The sequence below is a fragment of the Erwinia rhapontici genome, assembly GCF_020683125.1.
Lineage (GTDB): Bacteria > Pseudomonadota > Gammaproteobacteria > Enterobacterales > Enterobacteriaceae > Erwinia > Erwinia rhapontici.
In genome coordinates this window covers 1,585,175-1,601,586 of the sequence record NZ_CP085627.1, presented here as the reverse complement: position 1 = coordinate 1,601,586, position 16,412 = coordinate 1,585,175, and the positions used below count along the sequence as shown (strand labels likewise).

General features: G+C 53.7%; 12 protein-coding genes. 1 reads left to right on the top strand and 11 read right to left on the bottom strand.

The window, feature by feature from the left end; all coding sequences use genetic code 11:
- Nucleotides 1–71: 71 nt before the first annotated feature.
- The 5 genes from ldtD to cmoM all read right to left on the bottom strand — a co-directional run bounded on the left by ldtD (nt 72) and on the right by cmoM (nt 9,356).
- Nucleotides 72–1,925: a L,D-transpeptidase gene (gene ldtD, locus LJN55_RS07570; protein WP_133841023.1), complete on the bottom strand. Its 1,854-nt coding sequence runs from the start codon at nt 1,923–1,925 to the stop codon at nt 72–74.
- 175 nt (nt 1,926–2,100) lie between these two features.
- Nucleotides 2,101–6,546: a chromosome partition protein MukB gene (gene mukB, locus LJN55_RS07565; RefSeq protein WP_159337128.1), complete on the bottom strand. Its 4,446-nt coding sequence runs from the start codon at nt 6,544–6,546 to the stop codon at nt 2,101–2,103.
- Nucleotides 6,547–7,272, bottom strand: coding sequence for a chromosome partition protein MukE (gene mukE, locus LJN55_RS07560; protein WP_227535961.1), 726 nt, complete (start codon nt 7,270–7,272; stop codon nt 6,547–6,549).
- Nucleotides 7,253–8,575: a chromosome partition protein MukF gene (gene mukF, locus LJN55_RS07555; RefSeq protein WP_133841026.1), complete on the bottom strand. Its 1,323-nt coding sequence runs from the start codon at nt 8,573–8,575 to the stop codon at nt 7,253–7,255. The genes mukE and mukF overlap by 20 nt, the downstream gene beginning before the upstream one ends.
- Entirely contained in the window at nt 8,568–9,356 is a 789-nt protein-coding gene (cmoM, locus tag LJN55_RS07550; protein WP_133841027.1) for a tRNA uridine 5-oxyacetic acid(34) methyltransferase CmoM, read from the bottom strand. Before cmoM ends, mukF begins: the two co-directional genes overlap by 8 nt.
- 234 nt (nt 9,357–9,590) lie before the next feature.
- Between cmoM and elyC the strand changes: the two genes are divergently transcribed.
- Nucleotides 9,591–10,379 carry an envelope biogenesis factor ElyC gene (gene elyC / locus LJN55_RS07545; protein ID WP_133842089.1) on the top strand — a complete coding sequence of 263 codons (789 nt, stop codon included), beginning with the start codon at nt 9,591–9,593 and terminating at the stop codon, nt 10,377–10,379.
- Here elyC and LJN55_RS07540 read toward each other — a convergent pair.
- The 6 genes from LJN55_RS07540 to msbA form a co-directional block, all read right to left on the bottom strand.
- Entirely contained in the window at nt 10,356–11,249 is an 894-nt protein-coding gene (locus LJN55_RS07540) for a YcbJ family phosphotransferase (RefSeq protein ID WP_227535960.1), read from the bottom strand. The two genes, elyC and LJN55_RS07540, sit on opposite strands and share 24 nt — an antisense overlap.
- A gap of 117 nt (nt 11,250–11,366) precedes the next feature.
- Nucleotides 11,367–12,113, bottom strand: a complete 747-nt coding sequence (gene kdsB / locus LJN55_RS07535) for a 3-deoxy-manno-octulosonate cytidylyltransferase (protein WP_133841029.1) — start codon at nt 12,111–12,113, stop codon at nt 11,367–11,369.
- Nucleotides 12,110–12,292: a Trm112 family protein gene (locus LJN55_RS07530; protein ID WP_023654621.1), complete on the bottom strand. Its 183-nt coding sequence runs from the start codon at nt 12,290–12,292 to the stop codon at nt 12,110–12,112. The genes kdsB and LJN55_RS07530 overlap by 4 nt, the downstream gene beginning before the upstream one ends.
- Before the next feature lie 95 nt (nt 12,293–12,387).
- Nucleotides 12,388–13,596 carry a winged helix-turn-helix domain-containing protein gene (locus tag LJN55_RS07525; protein ID WP_227535959.1) on the bottom strand — a complete coding sequence of 403 codons (1,209 nt, stop codon included), beginning with the start codon at nt 13,594–13,596 and terminating at the stop codon, nt 12,388–12,390.
- 62 nt (nt 13,597–13,658) lie between these two features.
- Entirely contained in the window at nt 13,659–14,639 is a 981-nt protein-coding gene (lpxK, locus tag LJN55_RS07520) for a tetraacyldisaccharide 4'-kinase (RefSeq protein ID WP_227535958.1), read from the bottom strand.
- The gene (gene msbA, locus LJN55_RS07515; protein ID WP_167864859.1) at nt 14,636–16,384 is read right to left on the bottom strand and encodes a lipid A ABC transporter ATP-binding protein/permease MsbA; all 1,749 of its coding nucleotides are present in this window, start codon (nt 16,382–16,384) and stop codon (nt 14,636–14,638) included. Before msbA ends, lpxK begins: the two co-directional genes overlap by 4 nt.
- Nucleotides 16,385–16,412 lie beyond the last annotated feature (28 nt).

Here is a 16,412-nt window from a genome sequence, read left to right as displayed (position 1 = left end):
GGCATCACACCCTTTACACCGGCTTTTTAGCATAACTATTCCCTGCACGGGAACTGCTGATTAATCAATCATTAGAGCAATAATTGACCAGCCTGCGTTAGCACCTGCGCACCAGAACGTGCCGTATTGTCATAATTGTAAATATCTGTACGAAATTGCGGCTGGCCATCATCTGCCACCCAGGCGGTCAGATAATAGAGGTTCACCGGGATACGATGACGGATGGACACATAGCGTGTATCCCCCTCTTTCAAGGTGCTGGAAATCCGCGTGTCGTTCCAGCCCACATCCTGCAGCAACAAATTAGCCAGATCGGATGCCCGGTTCACACGTACACAGCCAGAACTGAGAGCACGAATATCTTTCTGGAAAAGACCGTGATTTGGTGTGTCGTGCAGGTAGATCGCATCCGAACTCGGCATGTTGAATTTATAGCGCCCCAGTGAATTCGTCGGGCCCGGTGCCTGACGAATGCGGTACGGGAACGAAGCGGCAGAAACCATGCTCCAGTCAATCATCGAAGGATCAACCACCTGAGCATCACTGCTCCAACCCGACAGTAACGTATAATTGTGCTTATACAGGTACATCGGGTCCTGTTTGACCTTCGGCACAATATCCTTGCGCACTAAGGTGGTGGGCACATTCCACGGCGGGTTGAGGACAACGTTATTCAGCGCGCTGCGCATCAACGGCGTTTTACGGTCAGGGCGGCCGACAATCACTCGGGAAGAGAGAATTTCATTACCGTTGACATAGTAGGCCAGTGAGTAATTAGGAATGTTCACCATAATGCCGTTATGCATATCATCCGGCAGCAGTCGCAGACGCTGGATATTCAATGCCAGCAGCGATGCACGACGTTGTGGGGAAACATTTAACCATTCGCGGGTGCGAGCACCTATCGCACCATCGGCCTCTAACCCCTGCCAGGTCTGGAAGCGTTTCAGTGCGGCGACCAGGTCCGGAGTATAAACATTATCAGCATTGATAGGTGCGGCAGTTCCCTGCACATTACCGACATTCTGAGGAACGGCAGTCTGAGGATTATTTTCTGACGGCATTGCAGACGGGCTGACCACGACATTGTTATCAACGTTCGCCTGCACAGGGGCATCAGGCTGGGCATTATCATCATCATGCACCAACGGCGCATCAATAGGGCCCACTACTTCTTCCGTGGGTTTTGGTGGCTCGCTGTCTGCCGACATCATGCCGGTACGTTTAAGAATATCGCGCAGCACAGGCACATCATTGCTGATCTGGCCAGGACGCAGGGTCTGCTTATCAACCAGTTGTGGCCAGGGACGGTTTTCTGCCAGCAGCGTTTTTAATGCCTGATGCATACGCACATACTGCGGATGCTGCGGGGCCAGTGAGAGAACAAAACCATTGAGACGATTCTGAACTACCGCGTTTTGCCACAGATTAATCACCGCGACAGACGGGGCCTCCATCTTATAAGGTACATTGCTGTACAGCCAGGTTTCCCCTTTGCTGGGAACGCCAGAAGTAAACTGCAGATAACCCAACATGGCATCAGACAACACCACATCACGTGCCATGCCAGTAATATTCGGATCCGTCAGCTGTTTTACCCAGTGGGAGAACTGCGGCTGAACACCGGAAATCGCGACCTCAGCCAGCTGTTGCTGGAACTGTTTTACCGCCTGCTCATCCTGCCACATTGGCTGCATGCCACGACTGGCATACAACGGTGCAAGGTTTTTCAGATAGAACGGCGCCATCCCCTGAGAGAACAAGCCGCTGATATGCGATGCACTCTGCGAGACGCTGATACTTTGCACAATCGGAGCAGAGACGGGTGGAATTCCCGCCACAGAAGAAGACACCGGCACCAGCCAGCACAAAAGACTACAACCCAGTGCAACAACCTGGGTGGAAAACGATTTCTGCAGCAACATCCCTTGCTCCCTGTTAAGACTGCCGGATGAGTAACCCGCAGCAATTAGTCGTTGTTATAAGTATAGAAACAGAAAACGGCATTTGCCTCTTACGTTGCAAATGCCGTTATGCAGAGTAATCTGGACACAGAAATTTTACCACTGCGTACCATTATTTTTTACAGGATTTCGTGAATCAGGCTCCTGCCTCAACATCTTTTGCCGTTATCGTCGGTTCTGCAGCAAATCCACGCAGCCCAACAACGTGAACATGTTCAGTATTATTGAAGACCTTACGAACCAGTTTGTAAGTGGTGCCTTTTTCAGGGCTGATATTTTCCGGTGCCGCGATAATCAGCTGCATCTCCAGTCGGTCACACAGCTCGAATAAGGTGGCAATGGATTTTGCATCCAGACGCGCGGCCTCATCAAGGAACAGCAGACGGCAAGGGGAGATATCTTTCCCGCGCAGACGGCGTGACTCTTCCTCCCAGCTTTGTACCACCATCACCAGAATCGACATACCGGTACCAATCGCTTCCCCTGTCGATAACGCCCCACTTTCTGCACGCAACCAGCCGTCAGAGCCACGGTTAACTTCCACTTCCATCTCAAGATAGTTGCGGTAATCCAGCAGCTCCTCACCAATGGTCTGCGGTGTACGCTGGCCCATATCGATTTGTGGGTTCAGGCGCTGGTAGAGTTTTGCCAGTGCTTCGGAGAAGGTCAGACGATTGCTCTTAAACAGATCCTGATGCTGTTCATGCTGCTCAGACAGCACATCAAGCAGCGTAGAGTGAGCTTCCCGCACGTTAACGTTGAGACGCACACTCTTCACCTGCCCGAAACTCACGGCCTGCAAGCCCTGGTTCAACTGACGAATACGATTCTGTTCGCGCTGAATCGTTTTGCGAATAATGTTCGACACGCTGCGCGAGCTGATGGCCAGCATCTGCTCACGGGCAGTCAGCTCTTCCGTCAGGCGATTCAGCTCAATTTCCATCTGCTCAATGGCTTCGACCGGATCATCGGTGCGAATGATATCCTGACGGATACGCTCACGCAGATGCTGATAAACCGCAATGAAGAACTGAATTTTACGCTCCGGCCGCTTCGGATCCTCCGACAGACGCAGCACGTCGCGCAGATGTTCGTTATCCGCTACCGCCAGACGCAGCGCACCTAACGCCTTATCCGACATGGAGCGCAGCTCGTCACCGCCGAGATACGCCAGCTCACGACGGTGCAGACGGCGCTCAACGCCATTGTCTTTCACCAGTCGCAGTACCGCAACCCAGCCCGCCTTCGCACTCACAACCTGCTCACGGCCTATCTGGTACTCGCGCTCCAGACGGCGTAGTTTTTTCTGCAACGCATCGATTTCGGCTTCACAGAAGGTCAGCTGTTTTTCCAGCTGATTACGACGCAGTCGGTTGTTGCTCAGGGCACTGTAGAGTTCGTCACGACGCAGCCGCGCCCGCTCTTCAGCGGAGGCATCCGCCTGCACGCCGATATCGAGCATCTCCTGCTGAAGCTCCTTCAACATGTCGCGTTTCGCGTCATAGGAGCTTTTCAGCGAGGCCAGAACCTGGGAGTATTGCGCTAACTGGGTTTGATGCTGACGTAGCTGCTCACGGGCGCGGGTACGTTCACCTTCCGCCTGTTCAAGGCGCTGGCGCAGCTTCTCATTGAGGTCGCTGGTGCCGTTGAGCATACCTGCAGAATCAATGTAGCCAAAGTGCGCACGACGCTGAACCACTTCGGTCAGGGCAAAGGCTTGCTGACGCGCATCGCGCTGCTGCTGCTGCGCCTGCTGGTAGTCCAGTTTTAACTGGTCATGCTGCTCAGGATCGCTCTGCAGGACAGAGAGAATGGGTTCCAGCTTCGTCAGTTGAGCACCATGCTGCTGCACAAAGCGCGCGGCTTCCTGCGCTTCATCCAGCTTTTCCTGAATCTCTTCATGACGATCCTGTAACGTATCATCCAGCAGCAGGCTGACGCGAGGCAACAGACGGTTAAGCTGGGCAACGCCCTCTTTCGCCTGTTCGAACTGCTGGCGCTGCTGCTGGTTTTCGCTTTCATGATTCGTCAGCGCACGCTCCACCTCGTTACGGCGGGTATTGAGCAGGCGCATTTCTGCTTCAGGGTCGGACTCAAACGCTACGCCAAGGTGGCTGCCGATAAAGCGGCTAAAGGACTGATGCAGACGCTGGGTTTTCTGAACATCAAATGACAGCGTAGCGTAACGTTCGGCCAGCGCCTCGCGCTCAGCGTGCAGCACATCTAACTGGTTTTCACGCGCAGCACGACCAAACAGCGGTACTTTCGGGAAACGAGAATAGCGCCACTGGCGATCCCCCGCTTTCACCACGACGGCTTTTTCCAGCTCTTCGACATTAAATACGCTGTCATCAAACGACTGCGGATCCCCTTCGATCAGGTAGAGATCTTCCGGGCAATCGTCCAGACCGTCGAGCTGATCGCGGATCAGTGACAGGTCAGGCACCACAATGGCATGACGAGCCGGGCCATACAATGCTGAGAAGTACGGCGCATCATCAATGGTGACATCATCATAAATTTCTGACAGCAGCACGCCACCAAAACGTTCGGCGAGGTTGTTCAGGCGAGCGTCTTCTGCCCCGCCCGGCTGGCTGAGACGCTCAATCTGCTTCTCAATGTCGCGCTTACGGGCTGATACTTCATCACGTTCTACCGTGGTTTCACGCTCACGCTCCAGCAGTTGCTGCATAAACTCGGTGACCTGCTGGCTGTTTTCCAGCGCCTGGCCCGTTTGTTCACTCAACTGCGAGAGGATTTCCTGCGCGGCCAGCCACTGCGGCGCTTGTTTAGTCAAACGCGCAATGCGTTCACGGAGCTGCTCCAGCTCCTGGCGCAGTGTCATACGGCGCTCACCGGCGTCCGCCACGCTTTCGCTTAACAGCTCAATCTGTGCTTCCAGTTCAGCCTGTAAGGACTCCAGCTCACTGGCATCATGCTGACCGTGTCGCTTGCAGAAGTCACTCAGCAGGCGTTCGGCATCCTGCTGTTCACGTACACGCTGTGCCAGTTCACTCAGGCGGCTGCGCAGCGGCTGTAGTTGTTCGGCATGATAACGCTGGTTGCTGGCATCACGGAGCAGATCGCGCCCTACCTGCCAGGCTTCGCTACGGCTAACCGGGCCGGCAATTTTACTCACCAGTTCAAACGCCTGCTCAAACTGGCTGTGTGCGGCCTGCGCCACACTCATTTTTTGTTCCAGCATCAGCAGTTTGTCGGTCGCTTCCTGCTCTTTCGCCTGGAAGGTTTCCTGCCATTCATCTGCGTTATCCACGCTGAGGTCGCGTATCTGGCAGATTTCCTGAGCACGCTGAAGTGCCTGCAACGCCTGCTGATACTGGATGGCGCGCGTCTGCTGCACATCCAGCGCCTGCTGGTAATCAGCCAGCTGATTTTTCAGCTCATCCACTTCCAGCTCAGCATTTTCGCTACGCGCTTCATTTTCTTCATGCACTTCACGCGCTTCAGCGACGACCTCATTCTGCTCTTCGAGGCGGAAGGTCAGCTCTTCGAGATCGGCATCGTAGCGGTCAATTTTTTCCTGCTGACGCAGTGCCGTCTGAACCAGATTGAGATGGTCGCTGGCACCCTGATAATCTGTTTCCAGATCGCTTTCAGCGGCATTGTGCTCACTCAGTTCCCGCGCCATCTCAATATGACGATATTGCTCAGCGGATAACTGTTTACGACTGGTGAAAAGATCATTACGCACCTGCATCGCACCATCCAGATGGATACGGCGCTCGTTGGCATGACGCATATAGTCTGCCGCCACGTAGCTGGTCGCTTCTGAGATCAGATGCTTAAAGAGATCGCGGTCAGACTGGGTCACGCGAATCGCTTCCAGCGTCATGCGGTTTTCACGCAGTGCGGCTTCCATGTCCTGGAACGCTTTACGTACTCCGCTGTTTTCAGGCAGCAGGTAATCTCGCAGGGAACGCGTGATCGCACTGGAGATCCCCCCGTACAGCGAGGCTTCAATCAGGCGGTAATACTTGCTACGGTCAGCGGCAGAGCGTAAACGACGCGCCACAATACCGAGGTCAAACATCACAGAATGGTAATCCGTAATGGAGTTGTACTGTTTAAACTGCACACTCTCCATCGCTTCAAACCGCTCTTTCAGTTCACTGATTGGCACCACACGCGCCTGACGGGCATTCACCGTCTCAGTCAGAATTTCGGTCGGGTTAATGGAGGTCGGTAGGCCATGAATACTAAAAGGTTTGATATCCACTTTACGGTCACGGCCGGCAACCTGTTGCAGTCGGACCCCAACAAGCACGCGCTGATGCAGCGAGTTCACCACATCGAGCACAGCGTAACAAACGCCTGGGCGCAGTTTGCCGTGCAGGCCTTTATCACGGGAACCTGAGGTTGCCCCGGCTTCAGTAGTGTTACGGAAATGCAGCAGTGTCAGGTCGGGGATGAGCGCAGTAACAAATGCCGCCATCGTGGTCGACTTACCTGCACCGTTCCCACCTGACAGCGTTGTCACCAATTCGTCGAGGTCAAAAGTACGGGCAAAAAAACCGTTCCAGTTAATCAGCGTCAGCGAGCGAAACTTTCCACGTTCAATCATTTATTCTTCCTCCGCGCTGTCCGGCACACTGTTTTCAGTGTCACTTTCACCGTCTTCGCTTTCATCATTCAGCGCCAGGCCACCGTCAAGCTGCATCGCCTCACCGTCGCGGATCATCCGCAGCTGCGCTTCACGCGCATCGTCACCGCTGCGCACATCGGCGCCAAAGCGGAAGACGGATTCGGTGATACGGAATTTACTGCTGTCATTACCCATAAACCACACCATTCCCAGGCGACGCAGGCGATTAAGCGACGCGCGCATTTTCTCCTGAAGTTTCTGGCGGTCAAGGTCTGAGCCGGTAGAACGCTGGTTAACCAGCTTCAGCAATTTGCTTTCATCGGCCAGCGACATCAACTCGTCGTGCAGTTCTTGCTGGGTAAAGATCCCTTCATTGGCCAGACGTTCCGGGCTGAGGTAGAGATAACATAAGATTTTACCCACCATCATATCCAGCTCGGACAACACTGAACGCGGGATCAGCGTGGTGGAACGTGGCCGCAGGTAGAAAAAACCTTCCGGCGCACGGATCAGCTCAACGTTGTAACGGGCATAGAACTCTTCCAGAAATTCCTGGTAGTCCATCAGAAAGACGTGTTGATCTAACTCTTCAATACCAATATGGCGCCCTGCGCGTAACTGGCTGTCCAGTGCCGGGAAAATCGGGTTGGCCAGTGCCTGCGCCAGTTTAACTGGCATCACTTGTTCAATATTTGTCGATGACATGTGCCTGCACCTTGGCTCCGTAATCATTAATCGCCTGCCATTTTGCAGCCAGGCCAGAGAAATCTGCTTCGGCCACGCCTAAGCGTACAGCCTGATCGACGACAATACGTGCCACGTCAAAGTGACGTACGCGCGGGTATTGTGTCAGGTAATCACGAATCACCGCCCCAAGATCCAGCGGCTTTTGCTGTGTCCTGTAGATGGCCAGTGCTTCTTCAATCATCGCCGCCAGCTGTTCACGGATAGCATTGAACTCTTCGTATTCCAGTTCAGAAGGCAGTTCACCCGTCACTTCCTCACTGCGCAGCGTCAGTTCTTCATCACGCATATCGTACAGGCGGTCAGCATTGGCATAGGTCAGCGCCCAGGGCTGATCGAAGTAATTCTGTACCGACTGACGTAAACGTTGGGCAAAGACGCGGTTCTTATCCATATCAATCGCGGTACGGATAAATTTATGCACGTGGCGGTCATAGCCGATCCACAGGTCAATCGCCTGCTGGCCCCAGCTGATAATGCGGTCGAGCTTGTTTTGCAGGTCATACACCAGCTTGTCGACGAAGCCGAGATCGGGGCTATTCATCGTGGCATCCTGGATGCGCAACAGATTGGCCTGTAGCTTATCGCCCGCAGCCTCCAGGGTATCCTGAAGTTCACGCAGCGTACCGGACGTTTCGTTCAGCAACAGTTCACAGCTGGATATCGCCGCACGCCAGTCTTTGTTGAGTAACTGAGCAATATCATCTTTAACGCCCTGTTGTTGTTCATCCATGATGCGCTGGGTGATATCAATGCTGTCGAAGATCTCTGCCACCGAATATTTCAACGGAGCGAACACGTTGCGGTGCCAGTGAAACTCGTCGCCATCTTCATCAGCAGCATCGGCGGCACGTTTTAGCTCACCCGCTACGATCGACAACTGCAAAGAGAGACGCAGGGTGGAGAATTCACGCTGGCGAATATAATAGTCGGTAATGCCGATGCCCAACGGCGTCAGACGATAGATCGCATTACCTTCTGCATGTTCGCTGGTAAAACGATTGAGCAAGCGCTGGCGCACCATATCGTTAATGGCATTGTTGGCACGTACCACGACAGTTTCGCTGGTCTGTTCGAAGCCTTCACTGACATGGCGGAAGGCATCAATCAGTTCGCCTTCACTCATTTCGCCATCCATGCGCTCCCCATTAAGGGTGGCAATCGCCAGCAAAAAAGCCAGACGTTCGGTTGGCAATGAGACGGAAAAATCATTTTTTCGCGCCCAGGCTACCAGCTCCGGTACAGTCTGGGAAAATTCACTCATAGTTCGTCTGCCTTATGGGTTTCCGCGCTGTAACGTGGATATAACGCCCTAAACTTAAAAACGGCTCCTGGCGGCAGTATTGCTTTTCCAGGGCCAGAACCTCATCAAAACGATCGATCTGTTTGGTTTTATCACGCATGTAGTCGTGAAAAACGCGGATGCCGGTTTTGTGCTCAATCGTAAAGCCACACTCTTGTAGCCAGCCATACACCTGTTCAGGATCCCTTGGGTAGTCCGGAGACAAGGTTTTCTTTTTACGTTTGGCCAACCCCGTTTGTAAATAGCCGAAGTTGCCGAGCACCATCGTCTGCATCAGCAAACCATTGAGGTTATAGAACATGAGCGACAGGACACCACCAGGCTTCAGTGCATCATACAACGCCGCCAGCACCTGCTGAGGTTCCGCCACCCATTCCAGCACCGCGTGAAACAATACCAGATCAACCGGTTTATCCAAATGTTGACCGACCTGCTGAGCGCTAATTTGTTCGAATTGCATGTTACCGCTCACACCTTTTTCATCGGCGAGGCGGCGGGCACGGGACAACATCTCTTCGGAGACATCACAAAGCAGCACCTGATGACCCCGGGCTGCAATGCCACAGCCGGTTTGCCCTTCTCCGCCCCCTGCATCCAGCACCGATAAAGGACCGTCAGGGAACGATGTTAACAACGCATCAAGATCCTCCCAGAGAATGGCCTGGCGAATACGGCCTTTGGTGGTACCGTAAATATTCTGAGAAAATTTTTCTGCGATATCATCAAAGTTGCGATCCTGCATACAACGACTCCGGCATTCAGGGCTTTATTCTACGGGGTTACCCGGCTATTTCGAGCGGCGTTCAGACGTTACACTGTGCTCATTCACGTCATTCAGCGAAGTGAAGGGAATGCGTCAGCGCGTCTGTAGCTTGAAAGATGCGGGGTATTTTGGCATACACTGGCAAATAATGAACCTTTCAGTCATCGCTTCGTGATTGTGTGATGTTTTTTCGGACAAAAGGAACCCTTTTTGATGTTTTTTGCACTGAAAAAAATTGTTGGCGGCCTGCTGCTTCCACTGCCAATGCTGCTGCTGGTGATGGCACTAGGGATTATCTTACTCTGGTTCAGCCGCTGGCAGAAAAGCGGCAAAACACTCATCTCCGTTGCCTGGGCTATTCTGTTGCTGATCAGCCTGCAACCTGTTGCTGACAGACTGCTGGCCCCCATCGAGAATAACTATCCCACCTGGCACAATCAGCACCCGGTGGAATATGTTGTGGTTCTCGGCGGTGGCTACACATGGAATCCGCAATGGGCACCCAGCTCAAATATGCTCAACAATAGCTTGCCACGCCTCACAGAGGGCATTCGTATTTTACAGGCGAACCCAGGGGCAAAACTGATTGTGACCGGCGGACATGCGCAGGGCAACCCGATGAGTTCAGCAGCAGTGGCCTCACTCGTGGCACAATCACTGGGCGTACCGCAAAGTGCGATTATTACGCTGGATAAACCCAGTGACACTGAGCAGGAAGCCCTGGAAGTTTCCCATATTGTCGGGCAGCGCCCATTTGCGCTGGTGACCTCCGCTAACCATCTGCCGCGGGCCATGATCTTCTTCCAGCGTCAGGGCCTGGCCCCCTGGCCTGCGCCTGCAAACCAGTTGGCAGTCACATCACCACTGAACTTCTGGGAGCGGGTTTTACCTTCATCATTCTGGCTGGGCCACAGCGAGCGCGCGATCTACGAAAGCCTGGGGCGTTTGTGGCAATGGCTGAAACCCGCCGCCAAACCGTCAGTCGAGCCAGGGAAGGAGTGACTGGCTGGCTGCCGTAAAACGCGCACGGTCAAACTGCGCGGTGTGAATGAGCCGCGCAATTTCCTCCCAAAGACTATAGAACCAACGGCGTGCAACAAACCCTTCCGCTACGGGGGCTCGCCGCAAGTATTCACTGACGATGCCGTCGCCTGCGCCAGATGCGCATAGCGGAAACAGTTCGAATTCTCGTGGTGCCCAAAGTATCGTACCGGGATTGATCATCGCCAGTAACTGATCCCCCCAGGCCTCTTTCATTATGCTGCTGAGCACCAGGTTGCCGTGGACCAGAACACAGGGATCGTCAAAATCTTTAAACAGTGCGTGCAGACTCTGACGGCTGCGATAAAGCACACGTCGGTCATCCATACTCAGCAATGCCGGTCGCAGGTAGTTGAGCGTCGCCCACAACACCTCCACTCGCTGCGCATACCAGGCGGGCCATCGGTTCTGCTGGGTGCTATCTACCGTTCCCACCAGCCCATGACTGTCGATACGATGCCAGCCGAGCATCCCTTCAACAATCTGTTCCTGCAGCTGCTGCCAGCGCTCGGGCGTACGCGTGGGCGCCTCAACGGAAACGCCACCAATACGCTCTATCAGTAAGACTTCATGCAGGGGCGGCTGCTGGCTGATCACCAAACCATATACGGCAGGCACACGCACCTTCCCTTCACGCATCAGCATTGAGAGCTTATGCGCTTCCTGGGCTGCAATGCCCTTCATATTGAAGTATTTCGCCACTAACGGCAGTGAATGACCACTGTCATCGTAAAGAGTATAAAGACTGGCGTAAGGCTGCTGGCTGATACACTCCACCCGGCTGACGGGTTCGCCCAGTACCAGTGCCAGTTCAGATCGCAGTTGTTCCATCTGCCCTCCTTATCAGGCAAGAGGTCTTATGATGGTGCGAATGGATGAGATTTGCTCCGAACTGGATCAAATTCGTCGTATAAAGTGCGGGGCCAGCACTGTGGCCCCGACGCGGATTTACTGCATGGCTGCGCGAACGCGTAGCAAATCCTCTGGCGTATCAACACCCACGCTGGGAATGGCTTTTGCCACATCAACATGGATTTTTTCGCCGTACCAAAGCACTCGCAGCTGCTCCAGCAGCTCGATCTGCTCCAGCGGACTGGCTTCCCATCGGACATAACGGCGGATAAATCCGGCACGATAACCGTAGATACCAATATGGCGCAGGAAGTGGTCACCGATAGTATCATGGGAAGCCGCAAAGCGCTCACGATCCCACGGGATAGTGGCTCGTGAGAAGTACAGCGCATAACCGTTGGCATCACGTACCACCTTCACCGCATTCGGGTTAAAGGCTTCTTCCGCTGATTCAATCGGCACCGCCAGCGTTGCCATACCCGCAGTGCTGCTGGCCAGATTATCCGCCACCTGGCGAATAATAACCGGTGGGATCATGGGCTCATCACCCTGAACATTAACAATCACCGTGTCATCCGGGAACTGGTAGTGATCAATTACTTCGGCAAGGCGTTCAGTGCCGGACTGATGGTCAGGACGGGTCATACAGACTTCACCACCCGCAGCTTCAACCGCGCGTGCCACATCCTGATTATCCGTGGCTACAATTACCCGTTCAGCACCGGATTCCAGTGCACGTTCCATCACGTGAACCACCATCGGTTTGCCGTGAATATCGACCAGGGGTTTACCCGGCAAACGGGTGGAAGCAAAGCGGGCAGGAATAATGGCAACAAAACTCATGGATGGCTCTCTTCAAGTGTCAATGCGCGTGCTTCAACTTCCAGCAGCACAGGAATACCGTCACGTACCGGATACGCCAGACCATCTGGTTTGCAGATGAGTTCCTGCTGCTCTTTGTTGTAGTACAACTTGCCATGACAGACCGGACAAGCAACGATTTCGAGTAGACGATGATCCATAAATCCTCCGCGATAAATCCAATTTTGCAATGGGCTAAGAATACCATAGCTGTACTGGTGCAGTTACCCGCTCACCACGAAAAACATGCCCCGGATTATATTTCCCAGCGAGTTGGCCAGCAGGAACCCATTGCGTCAGGGAGTTTATTGACCTCGATCATCTCCGCCCCCTGCCAGCGTGCAAATTTCGTCAGAGCACGCTGCACATCATCCACGAACTGCTGGCTGACGCGTGTGTGCCGCTCCAGCCATAATTGTTTGACCTCCAGCACTTTTGTTTTGCGCTGCATACGGGCATCCAGTCGTGCTTTTAACGCACCTCGATGCAAAACAGGCAGGACAAAGTATCCATACTGCCGTTTTTCCTCCGGGGTGTAACATTCCAGGCGATAGTCAAAATCAAACAGTTCAAGCGCGCGTTTGCGATCCCACACCAGTGGGTCAAATGGCGACAGAATAGCAGTATGAGTAGCGGCTTGCGGGTGAGCCAGTTGTGTAAACAGACTGTGATGGACATACATCGTGCCGAGATCTTCAACCTGTACCTCACGTACTGTTTCCTGCTCCAGCCAGCGATCGATGGCCTGGATAACTGGCGCCCGTTTCAGACGGTAATAATCTGCCAGCCAGGCCAGACGAAAGATCCCCAGACTGTACGCACTGTTATCCAGCATACGCTGTACCGCTTCTGCTTCGGTGAGTGCATGCTGTGCATCATCCCAATCTGGCATCATCCGCTCACGCAGGTCATAAACGCGCTGAAACTGACGACGTTCACTGACCATCAACTCACCGGCGGTGAACAGATTTTCCAGGTGGCGCTTATGAGGTTTCCACGCCCACCAACCAGGCTTCTGCCCTGCCGGAACGGTAAAATCCGCCGAACGAACCGCGCCATTTTCACGGATATGTGCCAGCAAATGGGTGATATCCTGCTGATGCTCATCCATCCATGTCTGGCTGTACTTCCAGCCTAATGCTGAGGGGTTCAGCATGCGGTGACGCAGCAGAGGGTAATCCTCAATGGGAATAAAGCAGGCTTCATGTGCCCAATATTCAAACAGGTTTCGCTGTGCCAGCGCCTGCTCAAGCCAGATGTGCGGATACTCGCCGAGACGGCTGAATAGCACAAGGTAAGGGCTACGCGCCACCACATGGATGGTATCGATTTGCAGCAGTGACATTCGGCGTACCGCCGACAGTAGATCGTCAAACCGGGCTTTATGTGAAGGTGGCCGCAGCAGGCCCTGAGCCGCCAGCTGAAGCTGGCGCGCCTGAACAAGAGAAAGAGTTACCGCCGTCATGATGCCATCCGTAAAGTTCAGATGGCTTTAGTGTAGCGCGATGTGGAGAGTTGTGGACTGAATTAACGTGGAATTAATGCACTGATTTTGTTTAGCAATACGATGGTCTGCTCATCGGGAAGCATGGCATCAACCGGTAAATACCACCAGTTGTCAGTGGCAAAAGCGCGCGCTTTGACCGCATCTTTCTCTGTCATCAACAGTGTCTGTCCTTCCGTTATCAGGGCATTCAGAGTAGCGGCAGTGTAATTCTGATGGTCAGCGAAAGAGACCTCTTTTTGGATCACAACCCCCTGCTGACGCAGCGTGTTGTAAAAACGTGGCGGATGGCCAATACCGGCCATTGCCACCACATTTTGCAGTTGTGCGGCCGGACGACGTTCCCCTGAACGCAGGTTTACCGCCTGGCCCGGCACCAGTTGCATCGACAGTTCACCCGGCTGTGCATGGCCACCGTTGGCGATGACGGCAGTCACACTTTTCAGGCGAGAAGCGCGTTCCCGCATGGGACCTGCGGGCAACCACCAGCCATTACCAAAGCGACGTTCACCATCAACGACGACGATTTCAACATCACGCGCCAGAGCATAGTGCTGTAATCCATCATCAGTGATAATCACATCGACCCCGCCACCGCTCACCAACGCCTCTACGGCCTGACGGCGCTGGGGTGCGACCGCGACCGCCGCCCCGGTACGCTGATAGATCAGAACCGGTTCATCACCGGCTTCACGGGTAGTCGTCTCTTCGCCCAGCACCAGCGGATAGCTTTCTGCTTTACCACCATAACCACGAGACACCACCCCAACGCGAAAACCCCGCTGTTGCAGTGCCTGTACCAGCCAGATGACCACTGGCGTTTTACCATTCCCGCCGGCAGTAAGATTACCGACGATCACCACCGGAACGGGTGCACGCCACACTTTACGCCAGCCCCAGCAATAGCTAAGACGGAGCACATTACTAATCAGCCCGTATAACAGGCTGAAAGGCAACAACAACAGATAAAGCGCAGAGCGGCCGCTCCAGATGCGTTCAATCATTGGCCAAATTGCATCTTATGCAGCTGCGCGTAAACACCACGTTCTGCCAGCAACATCTCGTGACTGCCACGCTCAACGATTTGACCATCTTCAACCACTACAATCTCATCCGCTTTTTCAATCGTGGAAAGACGGTGGGCAATCACCAGCGAAGTCCGGTTCTTTTGCAGTTCGTCCAGGGCTGACTGAATAGCACGCTCAGATTCGGTATCCAGAGCCGAGGTGGCTTCATCCAGGATCAGAATCGGGCTGTCACGCAGCAGGGCACGGGCAATGGCAATACGCTGGCGCTGCCCCCCTGAGAGCAATACACCATTCTCACCAATCATCGTATCCAGGCCATTCTCCATCTTGCCGATAAAGTCCATGGCATGGGCCATCGTTGCCGCTTTCTCAATATCTTCGCGGCTGTACTGTTCCTCGCGCGCATAGGCAATATTATTGGCAATGGTGTCATTGAACAAATGCACATTTTGCGATACCAGCGCCACCTGATTACGCAGTGAGGCAAGGGTATATTCACGCAGGTCATGTCCATCCATCAGGACGGCCCCCTGCTGCACATCATAGAAACGGGTCAGCAGGCTCGCCAGCGTTGATTTACCTGAACCCGAGCGCCCGACCAGAGCCACCGTCTTACCCTCAGGGATCGTCAGATTGATATTTCGCAGGGCAGGCACTTCGCGACCAGGATAGGTAAATGTTACCTCACGGAACTCAATGTCGCCCTTTGCCCGCTCAACTATGCGCTTACCGGTATCCACTTCCTGTTCGCTATCGAGAATGGAGAACAACGTCTGACAGGCAGCCATACCGCGCTGGAACTGAGCATTGACGTTAGTCAGTGATTTCAGCGGACGCATCAGGGCAATCATTGACGAGAACACCACGGTGATCGTACCCGCCGTCAGGGTCTCCATCACACTCGGGAAGCTCGCGGCATACAGCACAAAGGCCAGTGCCAGCGAGGCGATCATCTGAATAATCGGGTCTGAAATAGAGGATGCTGAAACCAGTTTCATCCCCTGCTGACGCATGCGATTACTCACACGGTTAAAGCGCTCGCTTTCGATCTCCTGACCACCAAAGATCAGTACTTCTTTATGCCCTTTCAACATCTGTTCAGCGCTGGTCGTCACCTGGCCCATGGTGTTTTGCATATTTTTACTGATATTGCGGAAACGCTTTGAGACCGTACGAATAGCAAATGAAACGATCGGCGCCAGAACGATCAGGATCAGCGACAGCTGCCAGCTGTAGTAAAACATCAAGATAAACAGGCCGATAATCGAAGCACCCTCACGCACCACAGTCACCAGGGCACCGGAAGAGGATGAGGCAACCTGTTCAGAATCATAGGTGATGCGCGATAGCAGCGTACCGGTAGACTGCTGGTCGAAAAAGGCGACCGGCATGCCCATCATATGGCTGAACAGGCGGCGGCGCATGCCCATGACCACATTGCCAGACACCCAGGAAATACAGTAACTGGAAACGTAGCTGGTAACGCCGCGAACGAGCATCAGACCCATTACGACAAGCGGCATCCATAGCAGTACGGCGTTGTTCGCTTTACCAAAACCATCATCGAGTAAAGGCTTCAGCAGTGACAGCATGAGTGTATCGCCAGCCGCATTAAGAATCAGTGCGACTGCAGCCACAATCAATCCCGCCTTATATGGCACAATCATTGGCCAGAGTCGACGGAAGGTCTGCCAGGTGGAGAGATCTTTATCCAGATGCATTATTTAACCAGCTTTGAATGAAATAGCC

Excerpts from the sequence above, each read along its gene's own strand:
- mukB (WP_159337128.1), bottom strand. The coding sequence starts at position 6,546 with ATGATTGAACGTGGAAAGTTTCGCTCGCTGACGCTGATTAACTGGAAC.
- LJN55_RS07525 (WP_227535959.1), bottom strand. The coding sequence starts at position 13,596 with ATGACGGCGGTAACTCTTTCTCTTGTTCAGGCGCGCCAGCTTCAGCTG.
- lpxK (WP_227535958.1), bottom strand. The coding sequence starts at position 14,639 with ATGATTGAACGCATCTGGAGCGGCCGCTCTGCGCTTTATCTGTTGTTG.
- kdsB (WP_133841029.1), bottom strand. The coding sequence starts at position 12,113 with ATGAGTTTTGTTGCCATTATTCCTGCCCGCTTTGCTTCCACCCGTTTG.
- cmoM (WP_133841027.1), bottom strand. The coding sequence starts at position 9,356 with ATGCAGGATCGCAACTTTGATGATATCGCAGAAAAATTTTCTCAGAAT.
- ldtD (WP_133841023.1), bottom strand. The coding sequence starts at position 1,925 with ATGTTGCTGCAGAAATCGTTTTCCACCCAGGTTGTTGCACTGGGTTGT.
- LJN55_RS07530 (WP_023654621.1), bottom strand. The coding sequence starts at position 12,292 with ATGGATCATCGTCTACTCGAAATCGTTGCTTGTCCGGTCTGTCATGGC.
- msbA (WP_167864859.1), bottom strand. The coding sequence starts at position 16,384 with ATGCATCTGGATAAAGATCTCTCCACCTGGCAGACCTTCCGTCGACTC.
- LJN55_RS07540 (WP_227535960.1), bottom strand. The coding sequence starts at position 11,249 with ATGGAACAACTGCGATCTGAACTGGCACTGGTACTGGGCGAACCCGTC.
- mukF (WP_133841026.1), bottom strand. The coding sequence starts at position 8,575 with ATGAGTGAATTTTCCCAGACTGTACCGGAGCTGGTAGCCTGGGCGCGA.
- elyC (WP_133842089.1), top strand. The coding sequence starts at position 9,591 with ATGTTTTTTGCACTGAAAAAAATTGTTGGCGGCCTGCTGCTTCCACTG.
- mukE (WP_227535961.1), bottom strand. The coding sequence starts at position 7,272 with ATGTCATCGACAAATATTGAACAAGTGATGCCAGTTAAACTGGCGCAG.